Origin of the sequence: Citrobacter sedlakii NBRC 105722 (assembly GCF_000759835.1) — a bacterium.
Classification (GTDB): domain Bacteria; phylum Pseudomonadota; class Gammaproteobacteria; order Enterobacterales; family Enterobacteriaceae; genus Citrobacter_A; species Citrobacter_A sedlakii.
In genome coordinates, this window is record NZ_BBNB01000009.1 from 140,603 (window position 1) to 157,468 (window position 16,866).

Annotated in this window: 11 protein-coding genes, 1 tRNA gene and 1 pseudogene; 6 read left to right on the plus strand and 7 right to left on the minus strand. The window is 51.4% G+C overall.

From position 1 onward, the window contains the following. Positions 1–477 precede the first annotated feature (477 nt). The 3 genes and pseudogenes from CSE01S_RS21950 to CSE01S_RS13510 all read right to left on the minus strand — a co-directional run bounded on the left by CSE01S_RS21950 (position 478) and on the right by CSE01S_RS13510 (position 4,574). Entirely contained in the window at positions 478–2,997 is a 2,520-nt protein-coding gene (locus tag CSE01S_RS21950; RefSeq protein WP_052406298.1) for a P-loop NTPase, read from the minus strand. 64 nt (positions 2,998–3,061) lie between these two features. Then, positions 3,062–4,326 (minus strand): annotated as a pseudogene (locus CSE01S_RS13505) (tyrosine-type recombinase/integrase). A gap of 163 nt (positions 4,327–4,489) precedes the next feature. Further along, positions 4,490–4,574, minus strand: a tRNA-Leu gene (locus tag CSE01S_RS13510). Between the two features lie 198 nt (positions 4,575–4,772). Here CSE01S_RS13510 and ahr point away from each other — a divergent pair. Then, positions 4,773–5,792, plus strand: coding sequence for an NADPH-dependent aldehyde reductase Ahr (ahr, locus tag CSE01S_RS13515; RefSeq protein WP_042289377.1), 1,020 nt, complete (start codon positions 4,773–4,775; stop codon positions 5,790–5,792). Positions 5,793–5,927: 135 nt separating this feature from the next. After that, positions 5,928–7,430 carry a helicase HerA-like C-terminal domain-containing protein gene (locus CSE01S_RS13520; RefSeq protein ID WP_042289380.1) on the plus strand — a complete coding sequence of 501 codons (1,503 nt, stop codon included), beginning with the start codon at positions 5,928–5,930 and terminating at the stop codon, positions 7,428–7,430. Between the two features lie 79 nt (positions 7,431–7,509). Here CSE01S_RS13520 and lptG read toward each other — a convergent pair whose 3' ends face one another. The 3 genes from lptG to ytgA all read right to left on the minus strand — a co-directional run bounded on the left by lptG (position 7,510) and on the right by ytgA (position 9,805). Then, positions 7,510–8,592: an LPS export ABC transporter permease LptG gene (lptG, locus tag CSE01S_RS13525; RefSeq protein WP_042289381.1), complete on the minus strand. Its 1,083-nt coding sequence runs from the start codon at positions 8,590–8,592 to the stop codon at positions 7,510–7,512. Then, entirely contained in the window at positions 8,592–9,692 is a 1,101-nt protein-coding gene (gene lptF / locus CSE01S_RS13530) for an LPS export ABC transporter permease LptF (RefSeq protein ID WP_042289383.1), read from the minus strand. Before lptF ends, lptG begins: the two co-directional genes overlap by 1 nt. A 62-nt stretch (positions 9,693–9,754) precedes the next feature. Then, complete coding sequence (gene ytgA, locus CSE01S_RS23315) at positions 9,755–9,805, minus strand: protein YtgA (protein WP_211180521.1); 51 nt, start codon at positions 9,803–9,805, stop codon at positions 9,755–9,757. Positions 9,806–9,958: 153 nt separating this feature from the next. Here ytgA and pepA point away from each other — a divergent pair, with 153 nt between their 5' ends. From pepA to CSE01S_RS13545, 3 genes are all read left to right on the plus strand, one after another. Then, the gene (pepA, locus tag CSE01S_RS13535) at positions 9,959–11,470 is read left to right on the plus strand and encodes a leucyl aminopeptidase (protein WP_042289384.1); all 1,512 of its coding nucleotides are present in this window, start codon (positions 9,959–9,961) and stop codon (positions 11,468–11,470) included. A gap of 119 nt (positions 11,471–11,589) precedes the next feature. Beyond that, positions 11,590–12,033 (plus strand): DNA polymerase III subunit chi, encoded by a 444-nt coding sequence (gene holC / locus CSE01S_RS13540; RefSeq protein WP_042289386.1) that lies wholly within the window; start codon positions 11,590–11,592, stop codon positions 12,031–12,033. Then, positions 12,033–14,888, plus strand: coding sequence for a valine--tRNA ligase (locus tag CSE01S_RS13545; RefSeq protein WP_042289387.1), 2,856 nt, complete (start codon positions 12,033–12,035; stop codon positions 14,886–14,888). The genes holC and CSE01S_RS13545 overlap by 1 nt, the downstream gene beginning before the upstream one ends. Before the next feature lie 85 nt (positions 14,889–14,973). Here the strand turns inward: CSE01S_RS13545 and CSE01S_RS13550 are convergent, their stop codons facing one another. Beyond that, positions 14,974–16,173: a YjgN family protein gene (locus CSE01S_RS13550; protein WP_042289388.1), complete on the minus strand. Its 1,200-nt coding sequence runs from the start codon at positions 16,171–16,173 to the stop codon at positions 14,974–14,976. 186 nt (positions 16,174–16,359) lie between these two features. Between CSE01S_RS13550 and CSE01S_RS13555 the strand changes: the two genes are divergently transcribed. Continuing rightward, entirely contained in the window at positions 16,360–16,860 is a 501-nt protein-coding gene (locus CSE01S_RS13555) for a GNAT family N-acetyltransferase (protein ID WP_042289390.1), read from the plus strand. Positions 16,861–16,866 lie beyond the last annotated feature (6 nt).

Sequence of the window (16,866 nt, forward strand, 5' to 3'; positions counted from 1 at the left end):
CAAGCCCCCATCCTGTAAATATTATAAAAACCACACTCACAATTTCTAAGACAGATAAATTTATGTTTATATCTCTTTCTAAATACCAGCATCCTGCTTAGATTTATAGGTTAACACTTCTATTATAAGAACTTTATATAAAATTAATTGGAAGTATGTGGAGAGGGGTACATATTAACGTTAAAATCACCACTCTAACAAAAATAATCGGGCTTTACGCATGGCGTTCTCCTCCGGGAACATAATCAGTATGTAGGAAGATCTCTAAAAGTGAATGGTTCGTTTTGCAGGGATGCTTACATGAAGCCCTTCATGCACCTGCATTAAAAGCGCTCCCAGAAGCGGGCAGGCGTGGCGGGGAGAGCATTGCGCGCTGATGCAGAGATAATTTTGTTCATACGACTAAGGGGCTCGATTAGCTCGAGCTCCTATTGGTCATAAAGAGTAGAAAAAATTAATGGAATTTATTAATTTAAATCAATCACCACCCTCTTCATCTGAAAAAATAATTTCAACCCCGTTCGATGCATTATTTTTATAATACTTACCCGTAGTCGAATATATAAATAATTTCCTTGAAGTTTCTTCAATTCTTGTCTCTGCGCTACCAGAGAATTGATATAACTTTCTAATTTTCTCATGATATTGAGCAGCAAGTTTCTGTGCAACCTTTTCTCCGTCAAATTTTCTCGCGAGTTCCACATGACCTTCTGAAAGAGTCACTATCGGATATCCGTCAACAAGTTTAACTTTTCCACCATCAAGTCGAGAAAGTATTTCTTCAGCCTCAATGAATAATTTCATTGCATCAGATTTTGATTCGCACCTTAAAGACATAATTATTTTTTGCTGAGCTAAAGCATGTTCAATTTGGGGCGAATTAGGAAATGCCTGACTTGCAACCCTTAATTTATCATACGCATCATCCTGCATATTAAAATATCTAAGCGCCAGGCCATACTGCATTAAATACAATCCTTCATGCTCCAGCTTTTTCTCAAATTTATTGTATAAATCAAGTATTTTAGCCTTATCACCTTTCAGTAGCTTTCTTAAGTTCTTAGAATTAACTAAAGATTTATAAATCATACCCTCAGTCTTACTAACATTTTTCACAATAGGGTAGTCATATACGGTAAACGACTCAATATAGGCTGACAGAATATTAGAAAGATATTGAGTTTCAACTAAGTTATCAAAAATCTTCTCAATATATGCATAATGCCTTGTCTCAACATATCCATTTTTGAAAGCTAAAATCCCATCCATTTGAGATGTAAGTAATTTAATATCTGCATCAAGACCTAAATTTATTAATGCTCTTGTTAAAGTGGACTCGTGAGCACTAACGCGCTGATAGGTAGCGATACCACTTAGAATCAGTAGCGCTCTATGGCTTTCAGAAGGGATATTATGGAAGTCACGATGTATAATCTTCTCGAAACCCTCACCAAATGTCGTTTCCATTAGCCCAATTAGTAATTGTTTTCTTGAATTAGTAATTAAACGCTTAATTCTTTCCGACGGTGTCAGCTTTTCAAGATAAGTCCAATTTCCATACAACCTGACTTTTTCTAGAATTTTTGTCGCATCTGATCGAGTAATCGAAGAAACATCTTTAGTGACATAACGCGTTGGCTCAAAGTACTCCTTGCCTCGGTAACTCCAAATGTGCTTGCTTTCAAAGCCAACAAATACACACTTCATGCTTTTTCTTTGGTTAAAGATTTCACCAATAACTTGAGCGGAATCAGCCACCCTTTCCAAACAAATATAATATCGACCACTTGTCTTCGTTTCCATAACAGAAACAAGATCTTTCAAATTGGCATTTATGTTATCAACAAAATATACAGGATAATTTTTTTCAGATAATTTCAATGCAACTTGTTTTAGAAGTGTTGATTTGCCAGAACCCGCTGATCCGAAAATACAATAAAGATTCTTTGAGTTATCTCCATTTATTTGAAGCTCAATATCCTTAAGGATGTTTTTGGCATTATCAAGAAATGCCGGAACACCATCCAATATATCTTTCCAAGTTGGCTTAAATCCTTTGTAGAAAGTTCTAATCGGACTACCAGAATCTCTTTCATTAATCATTAATATGTTGGATCTAGTTATAGCAATTACATTTTTGAATGCATCCATATAACTTTTTTGATCTTGCTCGCCAACAACATTATATTCAGGACGGCTTTTTATTAATGTATCACTTGGGGTATTTGGCTTTGGTATTTCACGTTTAAGCCACTCAACAAAATCCCCAATCGTGGCATTAATATGCTCAATGTTGGAAGTCATTAAGCTTGCCTTAGCTATTTCGGAAGCTGTGGGTGTAAGCACATAACTCCGCTGTTCAGTACTATGTGTTTTACCTTTATATCTTTCAACTTGGTGATAGAATAGCGGCTCTTCCAATTTTGAACCAATGAATATAAATTTATAATTAAAGAAATCACTCCCTAATTCATTGTACCACAGTGGAGCCTGTGCTGATGCAGCTCCATATTCCTGAGGTGAGAAAATATACCCCTGACGAAAGTGATGTGAGTCCCCATTCAACTTAATATAATCCAAGTTTTTGAATAATTGATCTTGGGGATAAACTTTATCGTTCCTATCTCGTATATATATATGCTGGGGGGAATTTGAGAGTAAACTTTTTTCAAAAGCATCATCTATATTTAAAGTATATATTCTAGCAAATGTATATCTAGCTAGGACATTATACTCATCGGAAGGGATGCAATTTCTAAAATATTTATCAAATATTGATTCCAGTCTTGATCCAAGTTTTGATGAACAAGCAGAGTAAACCATTGGCAAAGATTCATTATTGTAATCGAAATCTGCTTCTTTGCATAAAATCTTAGCCAGATCGAAACCCAATGGTATAGCTTCACGACTACTTGTTAAAGAACCAAATGATGCTCCCGCCCCCAAAAGAAGCATTACTCTGCCTTCAAGAATGGCGTTTTTAATGTCGTTATTCATAAAATCTCCATTTTAATAAATTGTTCTTAAAATCATAGAATAAGAGAAGTATCGGAAAGATGGGTCAATTCTTAAGAATTTTTTTCGCAAAATCAAAGGGTGATAAGTACTCTTTGACTATATCATCGAGATAATCCGCCCACCACTGGACCATTAACCGACGCTCATCTAAATGCTCTGAAGTGTGAATATAGGCAGCGCGTACATTGTTACGCTCAGAATGGCTTAACTGACGTTCTATCGCGTCATCGCTCCACAAATCTGACTCACCTAAAGCACCTCGTGCCATAGTTCTGAAACCATGCCCACAAACTTCAGTTTTTGTGTCATAGCCCATCGTACGTAATGCACTGTTTACCGTATTCTCACTCATAACTTTAGTTGAGTCATGATCTCCCGGAAAAAGAAGCTCTTTATCACCACTGATTTGCTTAAGCCGCCCTAACAAAATCATAGCTTGTCGACTAAGCGGAACGATATGCTCCTCTTTCATCTTCATGCCACGGTACGAATAACGCACACCTTTAATTTCTACTCGTTTTGCAGGAACGCGCCAAAGAGATTTATCGAAATCAAACTCTTCCCAACGTGCAAAACGTAACTCACTAGAACGTACAAAAGTGAGCAATGAAAGCTCAACCGCGATTTTTGTCATTACACGGCCACGATATGCAGCAAGACGAGAAAGAAACTCAGGTAACCTGCTTGAGGGTAAGGCGGGGTAATGTCGCGCTTTGGTTGTCGATAGCGCACCGGCCATATCACTGGCTGGATTTGAGTCGATGTAATCGTTCTGTACGGCATAACGCATGATTGCCGTGACACGCTGTTGCAAGCGCTGAGCGACGTCATGCTTTCCACTGGCATCAACTTTTCAATCGGGGCTAACAGGTGGCCGGTTTTGAGCTGGCGAATGTCGGACGAACCGATATGAGGGAAAATATAAAGCTCAAGATACCGAAGAACACGCGATCGATGGTCTTCACTCCAGCGCTTGTTACTTGCATGCCATTCACGAGCAATGGTTTCGAACGTATATGCCCCCGAATTCTCGGCCTGAGCTTCTTTCTGTTCGGCTTTTGGGTCAATGCCCTGAACTAACAGCTTTTTAGCTTCGTCGCGCTTTGCTCTTGCCTGAGCAAGCGTCACAGTCGGCCACACACCAAAAGCGAGACGATCCTCTTTCTTGTCAGAAGGACGTCTGTATTTCATGCGCCAATATTTAGACCCCTTGGCCGAAACCTCAAGATACAAACCGCCGCCATCGGCCATTTTGTAGGTTTTGTCTTTTGGCTTCGCGGTCTCGACTTGTCTGGCGTTGAGCTTCATTTGGGGGCATATTTCTAATCGAAGTTAAGATGCCCCCAATTATGCCCCCAATGGCATCCGGATTTCAACGGACTACCTCGGACGACTCAGGACGGAAAAATCGCTAAAATCATTGATTTTAAAGGGTTTAGTGGACTTTCTCGGATGGTCTTGGAAGTACTAATGGTGCCGAAGGCCGGACTCGAACCGGCACGTATTTCTACGGTTGATTTTGAATCAACTGCGTCTACCGATTTCGCCACTTCGGCACTGAAGAGGTATGCGGAAAACGTTGTGGATTATACCTGTCGCTCGCAACCATGCAAGCAGTAGCATCTGCCTTGTTCACTAAGTGTTGAAAAAATCAGCATACCTTCCCCTCCTGACGCCATTATCCCCCCTTCTGCGAAGCATCGCGGTTTTCCATGCTCTACACTTCCAGTTCAACACCACACGAGGGAAACACGATGTCGATGATAAAAAGCTATGCCGCGAAAGAAGCGGGCAGCGAACTCGAACTCTTTGAATATGATGCGGGTGAACTCAAGGCAGAAGATGTCGAGGTACAGGTGGACTACTGCGGTATCTGCCATTCCGATTTGTCGATGATCGATAACGAGTGGGGTATGTCGAGCTACCCGCTGGTGGCGGGACATGAGGTGATTGGTCGCGTGGCGGCCCTCGGCAGCGCGGCGCAGGATAAAGGGCTGAAGGTCGGTCAGCGCGTTGGCATTGGCTGGACAGCGCGCAGCTGCGGGCATTGCGACGCCTGTATCAGCGGTAACCAGGTCAATTGTCTGGAAGGCGCCGTCCCTACCATTTTGAATCGCGGCGGCTTTGCCGAGAAAATTCGCGCAGACTGGCAATGGGTGATTCCGCTGCCGGACAGCATTGATATTGAATCCGCAGGCCCACTGCTGTGCGGCGGCATCACGGTATTTAAACCGCTGCTGATGCACCACATTACTGCCACCAGCCGTGTTGGGGTAATCGGTATTGGCGGGCTCGGGCATATCGCCATCAAGCTCCTGCATGCGATGGGTTGCGAAGTGACCGCGTTTAGCTCCAATCCGGCGAAAAAGCAGGAAGTATTGGCAATGGGTGCCGATAGCGTGGTGAACAGCCGCGATCCCGAAGCGCTGAAAGCACTGGCTGGACAGTTCGATCTGATCATCAACACCGTCAACGTCGATCTCGACTGGCAACCGTATTTTGAAGCGCTGGCCCACGGCGGCAACTTCCACACCGTCGGTGCGGTGCTGAAGCCGCTGCCTGTCCCGGCGTTTACCCTGATTGCTGGCGATCGCAGCATCTCCGGCTCGGCAACAGGTACGCCTTTTGAACTGCGTAAGCTAATGAAGTTCGCCGGTCGCAGCAAGGTTGCGCCCACCACCGAACTGTTCCCCATGTCGCAAATCAACGAGGCTATCCAGCACGTTCGTGAAGGCAAAGCCCGTTATCGCGTGGTGCTTAAAGCCGACTTTTAATCGCTTCTACCGGGCGGCATTCGCTGCCCGGTCCTCTTCTCCTCTTTGGAACCCTCCTCGCAATCTGTTGAATAAAGCGGTGAAGAGTGCCGCACGGTTGCCTATACTCGACGCAGGATAAACGGAGGAAATCTCATGAGCGCACCCTTGTTAATTGCCCGCACGCCGGACACCGAACTGTTTTTACTGCCTGGTATGGCGAACCGTCACGGCCTGATTACCGGGGCGACAGGGACAGGGAAAACCGTCACGCTGCAAAAGCTCGCCGAGTCGCTATCCGGCATCGGCGTACCGGTATTTATGGCGGATGTTAAAGGCGATCTCACCGGGGTGGCTCAGGAAGGACAAGCCTCCGAGAAGTTGCTTGCCAGGCTGCAAAACATCGGCGTCAGCGACTGGCAGCCGCATAATAACCCGGTGGTGCTGTGGGATATCTTTGGCGAGAAGGGACACCCGGTACGCGCCACGATCTCGGACCTCGGACCGCTACTACTGGCGCGCCTGCTGAATCTCAATGAGGTGCAGTCCGGCGTGCTGAACATCATCTTTCGCATTGCCGACGATCAGGGATTCTTACTGCTCGATTTTAAAGACCTGCGGGCAATTACCCAATATATCGGCGATAACGCGAAATCCTTCCAGAATCAGTATGGCAATATCAGCAGCGCTTCCATCGGCGCGATCCAGCGCGGCCTGTTGACTTTAGAACAACAGGGGGCGAACCATTTCTTCGGCGAGCCGATGCTCGACATCAAAGACTGGATGCGCACCGATGCCAGCGGTAAAGGGATCATCAATATCCTTAGCGCCGAAAAACTCTACCAGATGCCGAAACTCTATGCCGCCAGCCTGCTGTGGATGCTCTCTGAGCTTTACGAGCAACTGCCGGAGGCGGGCGATCTGGAAAAACCGAAGCTGGTGTTCTTTTTCGACGAAGCGCATTTGCTGTTCAACGATGCGCCAGAGGTGCTGCTGGATAAAATCGAACAGGTGATCCGCCTCATCCGTTCGAAGGGCGTTGGCGTCTGGTTCGTCTCACAGAATCCCGCTGATATCCCGGATAACGTGCTCGGTCAACTGGGCAATCGTGTCCAGCACGCCCTGCGGGCCTTTACGCCGAAAGATCAAAAAGCGGTGAAAACCGCCGCGCAAACCATGCGCGCCAATCCAGCGTTCGACACGGAAAAAGCCATTCAGGAACTGGGCACCGGCGAAGCGCTGATCTCCTTCCTGGATGCCAAAGGTAGTCCATCGGTGGTGGAGCGGGCAATGGTGATTGCCCCCTGCTCGCGTATGGGGCCAGTCACTGACGACGAGCGCAACGGGCTGATAAACCACTCTTCACTCTATGGAAAATATGAAGAAGAACGGGATCGCGAATCGGCGTTTGAGTTGCTGCAAAAGGGTGTTCAGGCCGCGACTGAAGAGCAAAACGCGCCTGCAGCGAAAGGCAAAGAGGTAGCGGTTGACGATGGTATCCTGGGCGGGTTGAAGGATATTTTGTTTGGCAGCACCGGTCCGCGCGGCGGCAAGCGCGACGGCGTGGTACAAAGCGTAGCGAAAAGCGCAGCGCGACAGGTTACCAATCAGATCATTCGCGGGATGCTGGGAAGCCTGTTGGGCGGCAGAAAGCGTTAGCCTGACGGACACTGAACGCTGCACCCATTGTGCCCGGCAAGCGTAGCGCCACCGGGCAATCACAAGGATAAAACTGCGGTTACGACTTGCGCATCATCAGCCACAGGCTTATCAAGAAGAACGAAGCGCTCGGCAACAGCGCGCCGACAACCGGCGGTATACCGTAAACCAGTGTCAACGGGCCGAAGATCTGGTCCAGCACATAAAAGACGAAACCAAAGCTGATGCCGGTGACCACACGCACGCCCATCGGTACGCTACGCAGTGGACCGAAGATAAACGACAGGGCCATCAGCATCATTACCGCCACGGACAACGGCTGGAAGATTTTGCTCCACATATTGAGCTGGTAGCGTCCGGCGTCCTGGCCGCTCGACTTCAGATACTTCACGTAGTTGTGCAGGCCGCTAATGGAAAGCGCATCCGGGTCCAGCGCCACCACGCCCAGTTTGTCCGGCGTGAGGTTGGTTTTCCATATACCGCTCACCGTCTGAGAGCCAGTAATCTGTTTAGGATCCTGCAGGTTCGACTCGTCCACCTGCGACAGACGCCAGACCTTCTCGTCCGGGTCGAACGTCGCGGAGGCCGCGTAGCGAACAGACTGCAAACGGCGCTGATCGTTAAAGGCATAAATACTGATGCCGCCTAACTCTTCTTCACCTTTTACCCGTTCGATATAAACAAAACTGTTGCCGTCTTTCGCCCATAACCCCTGCTGGGTGGAAAGCAGCGAACCGCCGTACATCGCCTGCGCACGGTAATTACGCGCCATCTGTTCGCCCTGCGGCGCAACCCATTCGCCGATAGCCATGGTCAGCAGCACCAGCGGAATCGCGGTTTTCATGACGGAAAGCGCGACCTGCATCCGGGTGAAGCCGGAGGCCTGCATCACCACCAGTTCGCTGCGCTGTGCCAGCATGCCGAGGCCCAGCAGCGCGCCAAGCAGCGCGGCCATCGGAAAGAAGATCTGGACATCTTTCGGCACGCTGAGCAGGGTATACATCCCGGCGCCCAGCGCATCGTAGTTCCCCTGCCCGGCCTTTTTCAGCTGGTCGACGAACTTGATGATGCCAGAGAGCGACACCAGCATGAACAGCGTCATCATGATGGTGGTAAAAATGGTTTTACCGATATAGCGGTCAAGGACACCAAATGGCTGCATCACACCGCTCCTTTACGTGAAAAACGGGCGCGCAGTCGGCGCACCGGCACGGTATCCCACAGGTTCAGGCCAATGGCTAACGCCAGATACACCAGGTTGACCAACCACATCCAGATAGCCGGATCCAGCTTGCCTTTACCGCCGTTGGATTTCAGCGAGGTCTGGATCAGGAAGAACATCAGGTACAGCAACATCGCCGGTAACATCGAGAGCACACGTCCCTGGCGCGGGTTTACCACGCTCAGCGGCACAACCATCAACGCCATCATAAATACTGTGAATACTAATGTGATACGCCAGTGCAGCTCGGCACGGGCGCGATCGGTGTCGGTCGTCCACAGCGTGCGCATGTCCATCTGGTCGGTATCGTTCGGATCCAGCGCAACCGCCTGATGACCGATAATCGCCCGATAATCCTGGAAGTCAGTAATACGGAAATCGCGCAATAGCGCGGTGCCTTCGAAGCGGGTGCCTTTATTCAGCGTGACCACCTGGGAGCCGTCGCGCAGTTGGGTCAAGTGTCCGGAATCTGCCACGACCACGGATGGACGCGCGTTGCCTTTCGGGCGAATTTGCGCCAGGAAGACATCCTTAAAGTCGCTGCCGTCTACGCTTTCGATAAACAGCACCGAGCTGCCATTGGTCGCCTGCTGGAATTGTCCCTGCGCCAGCGCGGCCATACCCGGGTTGGCTTTGGCTTCCGCCAGCACTTCGTCCTGATGTTTTGACGACCACGGTCCCGCCCACATGACGTTGACCGCGGCGATGATCCCGGTGAACAGCGCCAGTATCATGGCGGCTTTGACCAGCACCGCCTTGCTCAGACCGCAGGCGTGCATGACCGTAATTTCGCTTTCGGTATAGAGTTTGCCCAGCGTCATCAAAAGCCCGAGGAACAGGCTGAGGGGCAGGATGAGCTGCGCCATTTCAGGTACGCCAAGCCCCAGAAGCGAGAGCACCAGATTTGCCGGAATGTCACCGTCAACCGCCGCGCCGAGGATCCTCACCAGCTTCTGACAGAAAAAGATCAGAAGCAGGATAAAGAGAATCGCCAGTTGGCTCTTGAGCGTCTCCCGCACCAGATATCTTATGATTATCACTTTAAATACGCCCGTAAAAACTCGTCTTTTGCAGGAATTTAGCTTGTTTCATGGCTTATCCGTCATTTATTCTCTTGAGTCGTCGAAATCGTCGCTAAAATTATTATACTCAGCGGATTCGCCGCTCAGAACGCGTTCTGACGTGCCAATGCCGTAATAACGTTAAGATTAACACGAAGTCACCGCAACAGCGGACATGAGTTACGAAAGCTTGCAATTCTAACCGCAGGTGCCGCCGTTGTCTTTAAGATTCAGGAGCGTAGTGCATGGAGTTTAGTGTAAAAAGCGGTAGCCCGGAGAAACAGCGGAGTGCCTGCATCGTCGTGGGCGTCTTTGAACCACGCCGCCTTTCTCCGATTGCAGAACAGCTCGATAAAATCAGCGACGGGTACATCAGTGCCCTGCTGCGCCGTGGCGAACTGGAAGGAAAACCGGGGCAGACGTTGTTACTGCACCATGTTCCAAACGTTCTGTCCGAGCGTATCCTCCTCATCGGTTGTGGCAAAGAGCGCGAGCTGGATGAACGTCAGTATAAGCAGGTTATTCAGAAAACGATAAATACCCTGAATGATACCGGCTCAATGGAAGCCGTCTGCTTCCTGACAGAACTGCACGTCAAAGGCCGCAACAATTACTGGAAAGTGCGTCAGGCGGTGGAAACCGCGAAAGAGACCCTTTACAGCTTCGATCAACTGAAGACCACCAAAAGCGAGCCGCGTCGCCCGTTACGTAAAATGGTCTTTAACGTCCCGACCCGCCGCGAACTGACCAGCGGCGAGCGCGCCATTCAACACGGTCTGGCAATCGCCGCCGGGATTAAAGCGGCGAAAGACCTCGGCAATATGCCGCCAAATATCTGTAACGCCGCCTACCTGGCGTCACAAGCGCGCCAGCTGGCTGACAGTTACAGCAAAAACGTTGTAACCCGTGTCATTGGCGAACAGCAGATGCGCGAACTGGGGATGTGCGCCTATCTCGCGGTCGGACACGGCTCCCAGAACGAATCGCTGATGTCGGTCATTGAATACAAAGGCAGTCCGGACGAAGACGCGCGCCCGATTGTGCTGGTCGGGAAAGGCTTGACCTTTGACTCTGGCGGTATCTCCATCAAACCAGCCGAAGGCATGGATGAGATGAAGTACGACATGTGCGGCGCAGCGGCGGTTTACGGCGTAATGCGTATGGTCGCTGAACTGCAACTGCCGATTAACGTCATTGGCGTGCTGGCGGGATGTGAAAACATGCCGGGCGGTCGCGCCTATCGTCCGGGCGACGTGCTGACAACCATGTCCGGTCAGACCGTCGAAGTGCTGAACACCGACGCCGAAGGCCGTCTGGTGCTCTGTGACGTGTTAACCTACGTTGAGCGTTTTGAGCCGGAAGCGGTGATTGACGTCGCGACCCTGACCGGCGCCTGCGTGATTGCGCTGGGCCACCACATCACCGGACTGATGTCGAACCATAATCCGCTGGCGCACGAGCTTATCGGCGCGTCCGAGCAAGCGGGCGATCGCGCATGGCGTCTGCCGCTGGGTGACGAGTTCCAGGAGCAACTGGAGTCTAACTTTGCCGATATGGCGAACATTGGCGGACGTCCGGGTGGGGCGATTACCGCGGGCTGCTTCCTGTCGCGCTTTACCCGTAAGTACAACTGGGCGCACATGGATATCGCCGGTACAGCCTGGCGCTCCGGAAAAGCAAAAGGCGCAACCGGTCGTCCGGTAGCACTGCTGTCGCAGTTCCTGCTGAACCGTGCGGGTTTTAACGGCGACGAGTAATTGTCGTCTGTTGCCCGGAGGCGCTAAGCTACCGGGGCGACGTAGAAATGCTGATTGCAGGCCGGATAAGCATCGCGCCATCCGGCTTTGCATATAAATCCACAACAAGAAGCCCCTATATGAGAAACGCAACGTTCTACCTTCTCGACAACGACAACACCGTAGACGGCCTCAGCGCCGTCGAACAGTTGGTGTGTGACATTGCCGCAGAACGTTGGCGCAGCGGCAAGCGCGTACTGATCGCCTGCGAAAACGAAAAGCAGGCGCTGCGTCTGGATGAAGCCCTATGGGCAAGACCTGCGGAAAGCTTTGTTCCGCACAATCTGGCCGGGGAAGGCCCGCGCGGTGGCGCGCCGGTCGAAATCGCCTGGCCGGAAAAGCGCAACAGCAGCCCACGCGATCTGCTCATCAGCCTGCGCGTCGGCTTTGCAGATTTTGCCACCGCTTTCACAGAAGTGATAGACTTCGTTCCTCACGAAGATTCTCTGAAACAATCCGCACGCGAGCGCTACAAAGCCTACCGCGTGGCGGGTTTTAACCTGAATACGGCAACCTGGAAATAATGGAAAAGACATACAACCCGCAAGATATCGAACAGCCGCTTTACGAGCACTGGGAAAAGCAGGGCTATTTCAAACCCAATGGCGATGAAAGCCAGGAGAGTTTCTGCATCATGATCCCGCCGCCGAACGTCACCGGCAGTTTGCATATGGGTCATGCTTTCCAGCAAACCATCATGGACACCATGATTCGCTACCAGCGTATGCAGGGCAAAAACACCTTGTGGCAGGTCGGCACCGACCACGCCGGTATCGCAACCCAGATGGTGGTTGAGCGTAAAATTGCCGCAGAAGAAGGGAAAACCCGTCACGACTACGGCCGTGACGCCTTCATTGATAAAATCTGGCAGTGGAAGGCGGAATCCGGCGGCACGATCACTCGCCAGATGCGCCGTCTCGGCAACTCCGTAGACTGGGAGCGCGAGCGCTTCACCATGGACGAAGGTCTTTCCAATGCCGTGAAAGAAGTGTTCGTCCGTCTGTACAAAGAAGACCTGATCTACCGCGGCAAACGTCTGGTGAACTGGGACCCGAAGCTGCGCACCGCGATCTCTGACCTCGAAGTGGAAAACCGCGAGTCGAAAGGCTCCATGTGGCATATCCGCTATCCGCTGGCCGACGGCGCCAAAACCGCCGACGGTAAAGATTATCTGGTGGTCGCAACCACCCGTCCGGAAACGCTGTTGGGCGATACCGGCGTGGCCGTGAACCCGGAAGATCCGCGTTATAAGGATCTGATTGGCAAGTTCGTGGTGCTGCCGCTGGTGAACCGCCGTATTCCGATTGTCGGCGACGAACACGCCGACATGGAAAAAGGCACCGGCTGCGTGAAGATCACCCCGGCGCACGACTTTAACGACTACGAAGTGGGCCGTCGTCACGCTCTGCCGATGATCAACATTCTGACTTTCGACGGTGACATCCGTGAAAGCGCGGAAGTGTACGACACCAAAGGCAACGAGTCTGACGTTTACTCAAGCGATATCCCGGCTGAGTTCCAGAAGCTGGAACGCTTCGCCGCACGTAAAGCGGTGGTTGCCGCTGTAGACGCGCTGGGCCTGCTGGAAGAAATTAAACCGCACGATCTTACCGTGCCGTACGGCGATCGCGGCGGCGTGGTTATCGAACCGATGCTGACCGACCAGTGGTACGTCCGCGCCGACGTGCTGGCCAAACCGGCGGTAGAAGCGGTTGAAAACGGCGACATTCAGTTTGTGCCGAAGCAGTATGAAAACATGTACTTCTCCTGGATGCGCGATATTCAGGACTGGTGTATTTCCCGCCAGCTGTGGTGGGGTCACCGCATCCCGGCGTGGTACGACAACGAAGGCAACGTTTATGTCGGCCGCAGCGAAGACGACGTGCGTCAGGAAAATAACCTGTCCGCCGACGTTGCGCTGCGTCAGGACGACGACGTCCTGGATACCTGGTTCTCTTCCGCGCTGTGGACCTTCTCCACCCTCGGTTGGCCGGAAAACACCGACGCGCTGCGTCAGTTCCACCCAACCAGCGTGATGGTATCCGGCTTCGACATCATCTTCTTCTGGATCGCCCGCATGATCATGATGACCATGCACTTCATCAAAGATGAAAACGGCAAGCCGCAGGTACCGTTTAAGACCGTCTATATGACGGGGCTTATCCGCGACGACGAAGGCCAGAAGATGTCCAAGTCCAAGGGTAACGTGATCGATCCGCTGGATATGGTGGACGGCATCTCCCTGCCGGAACTGCTGGAGAAACGTACCGGCAATATGATGCAGCCGCAGCTGGCAGAGAAAATCGCCAAACGCACCGAGAAGCAGTTCCCGGACGGCATTGAACCGCACGGCACCGACGCCCTGCGCTTCACCCTGGCGGCGCTGGCGTCAACCGGTCGCGACATCAACTGGGATATGAAGCGTCTGGAAGGCTACCGTAACTTCTGTAACAAGCTGTGGAACGCCAGCCGCTTTGTCCTGATGAATACCGAAGATCAGGACTGCGGTTTCAACGGCGGTGAAATGACGCTGTCGCTGGCAGACCGTTGGATCCTCGCGGAATTCAACCGGACCGTAAAAGCGTACCGTGAAGCGCTGGACAGCTTCCGCTTCGACATTGCCGCAGGCATTCTGTATGAATTCACCTGGAACCAGTTCTGTGACTGGTATCTTGAGCTGACCAAGCCGGTAATGAACGGCGGTACAGAAGCAGAACTGCGCGGCACCCGCCATACGCTGGTGACCGTACTGGAAGGTCTGCTGCGCCTGGCGCATCCGATCATTCCGTTCATCACGGAAACCATCTGGCAGCGCGTGAAGGTGATTTGCGGCATTAACGCAGACACTATCATGCTCCAGCCGTTCCCGGCTTATGACGCCTCTCAGGTTGACGAAGCGGCGCTGGCGGATACCGAATGGCTGAAGCAGGCGATCGTGGCTGTACGTAATATTCGCGCGGAAATGAACATCGCGCCGGGCAAACCGCTGGCGCTGCTGCTGCGCGGTTGTAGCGAAGATGCCGTTCGTCGCGTGAACGACAACCGTAGCTTCCTGCAAACGCTGGCGCGTCTGGAAAGCATCACCGTACTGCCTGTGGATGATAAAGGTCCGGTTTCCGTAACCAAGATTATCGACGGCGCCGAGCTGCTGATCCCAATGGCGGGCCTGATCGACAAAGAGGCCGAACTGGCGCGTCTGGCGAAGGAAGTGGCGAAGGTGGAAGCCGAAATTGGCCGTATTGAAGGCAAACTGGCCAACGAAGGCTTTGTGGCGCGCGCACCGGAAGCGGTGATCGCCAAAGAACGTGAGAAGCTGGAAGGCTACGCCGAAGCGAAAGCCAAGCTGATTGAGCAGCAGGCGGTGATTGCCGCACTGTAAGCAGACAGCCGGACAACGAGGCAGAATGTCTTGTCCGGCTCACAAGATTAAAGCCGGAGAAGCGGTCACGCCATCCGGCTTTTTTTTACATAAAATAGAGCGTCGGCATCACGCCGCGGGACAGGCGCGACACCAGGCCGTTATCTAGCCGCTCATCGCTGTCGCTCAGCGCCAGCGTATCCAGATCGCCCACCACGCAAGTGTTCTCCGCCAGCCATTTAATCACCCACACGCGCAGCAGCGGATAGGCCAGCCCGCCGGTAATCCCTGAAATCAGATACAGGCCGCCCAACCGGTACACCATCCCATGCCAGCTCAGCGTAGAGCGAAAACGGATATGTCCGTCGGCAAGTTGCAGGTTATTGAGGAAATGGTTACGAAACGCGACGATGAGATAGCTGGTCGATACCGCAAAGCCCAGATAATAAATAATCTGCATCATCATAATCTGTCGTTGGTATTCGATAAGAATTAGCGTCTCTATCTCGTCTTCCGACATCCCCGTCACGTCCAGTTCTGCGGCGGATTTGATCAACGCAACGGCCATAAAACCGATCACCGTGAGAAACGGAATTAACGCCGCCATTGCCAGAATCGCCGACTTAATGCAGTGCCGGAGGTTAATCTGTACCGAAAAACGGTGGATGCCAAAACTGCCTCCCTCGCCCACCATTGTCATCAGGCGACTGTAGAGAAAGCCGCTGATCGTGCCCATTCCCGCCAGCGATATCAGACCCAGCGCAATCGCCGAAAAAATAATTTCGCCCAAACTTTCGCGCGGGCAAACCCGGTACAGGCAATAAACCACCACGACCAGTGCCAATATCAACAATACCGGCAGAAACAGCAGATTCCACATCGCCTTCACAGAAGAAAATCGAAAGCCAAAGCGAACGCCGTTCAGCGAGGTCATCATCGCCTGACATTGCAGATTTTTCATCATCAGTATGGGAAGCGATAAGATCAGCAGCGCCAGAATCATCGCGCCAACCGCAACGTACTCCATGCTAATAAATCCGACGCCTGCGATATATATCACCACCAACATCAGCCAGCTCAGAAATATATCGCCACCTTTCATGTTCCAGCTAAAGGGTTGGCCGTTTAGCGTCATGTTGGCATAAATATAGCGGCGGCATTTCATTAGCGCCCAGGGCAAATAAATACCCAGCGTAATTAAAACCAGTAATGAATTGACAAGACAAATAAGAAAATAGCTACCGCCATCGCCGCGAAAATGAAAACGATGAGACGGAGGCTCACTCTTTATAAGATTTTCCTGCATATTAGATCCCTGAAAAATTGTTCCTTAAAAATGCACATAATTAGCAGGCAATAGTTTACCTGTAAAAGAATAATACCTTATTCATGTTTTAATTTACATAATTCCTCCGCGCGATAAGGCGCTTGCATCACTTAGCGGAGGGTGCTATTAGTGCGGATTATTTGCGTAATTTATCCGGATTGTACAATGAATGCTGTCGACTCTTCCCCCACCTTACGTCGCCTGACGGCTAACGATAATCAGGCGATTGCCGCCGTTATCCGCCAGGTTTCCGCCGAATATGGCCTTACTGCTGACAAAGGCTACACCGTTGCCGATCCGAATCTGGATGCGTTATATCAGCTGTATTGCCAGCCGGGTCACGCCTACTGGGTGGTGGAGTGTCAGGGTGAAGTGGTGGGCGGCGGCGGGATTGCGCCGTTGACCTGTAGCGAACCGGACATTTGCGAGCTGCAAAAAATGTACTTTCTGCCGACCATTCGAGGGAAGGGGCTCGCTAAGAAACTGGCGCTGATGGCGCTGGACCACGCCCGTGAGCAGGGATTCAAACGCTGTTATCTCGAGACCACGGCTTTTCTGCGCGAAGCCATCGGCCTGTACGAACATCTAGGGTTTGAGCATATCAGCGAGCCGCTGGGCTGTACCGGGCACGTCGACTGCGAAGTGCGGATGCTCAAACCCCTGTAAGCGCCG

Coding starts and splice junctions, on each gene's coding strand:
- CSE01S_RS21950 (WP_052406298.1), bottom strand. CDS start 2,997: ATGAATAACGACATTAAAAACGCCATTCTTGAAGGCAGAGTAATGCTT.
- ahr (WP_042289377.1), top strand. CDS start 4,773: ATGTCGATGATAAAAAGCTATGCCGCGAAAGAAGCGGGCAGCGAACTC.
- CSE01S_RS13520 (WP_042289380.1), top strand. CDS start 5,928: ATGAGCGCACCCTTGTTAATTGCCCGCACGCCGGACACCGAACTGTTT.
- lptG (WP_042289381.1), bottom strand. CDS start 8,592: ATGCAGCCATTTGGTGTCCTTGACCGCTATATCGGTAAAACCATTTTT.
- pepA (WP_042289384.1), top strand. CDS start 9,959: ATGGAGTTTAGTGTAAAAAGCGGTAGCCCGGAGAAACAGCGGAGTGCC.
- holC (WP_042289386.1), top strand. CDS start 11,590: ATGAGAAACGCAACGTTCTACCTTCTCGACAACGACAACACCGTAGAC.
- CSE01S_RS13545 (WP_042289387.1), top strand. CDS start 12,033: ATGGAAAAGACATACAACCCGCAAGATATCGAACAGCCGCTTTACGAG.
- CSE01S_RS13550 (WP_042289388.1), bottom strand. CDS start 16,173: ATGCAGGAAAATCTTATAAAGAGTGAGCCTCCGTCTCATCGTTTTCAT.
- CSE01S_RS13555 (WP_042289390.1), top strand. CDS start 16,360: ATGAATGCTGTCGACTCTTCCCCCACCTTACGTCGCCTGACGGCTAAC.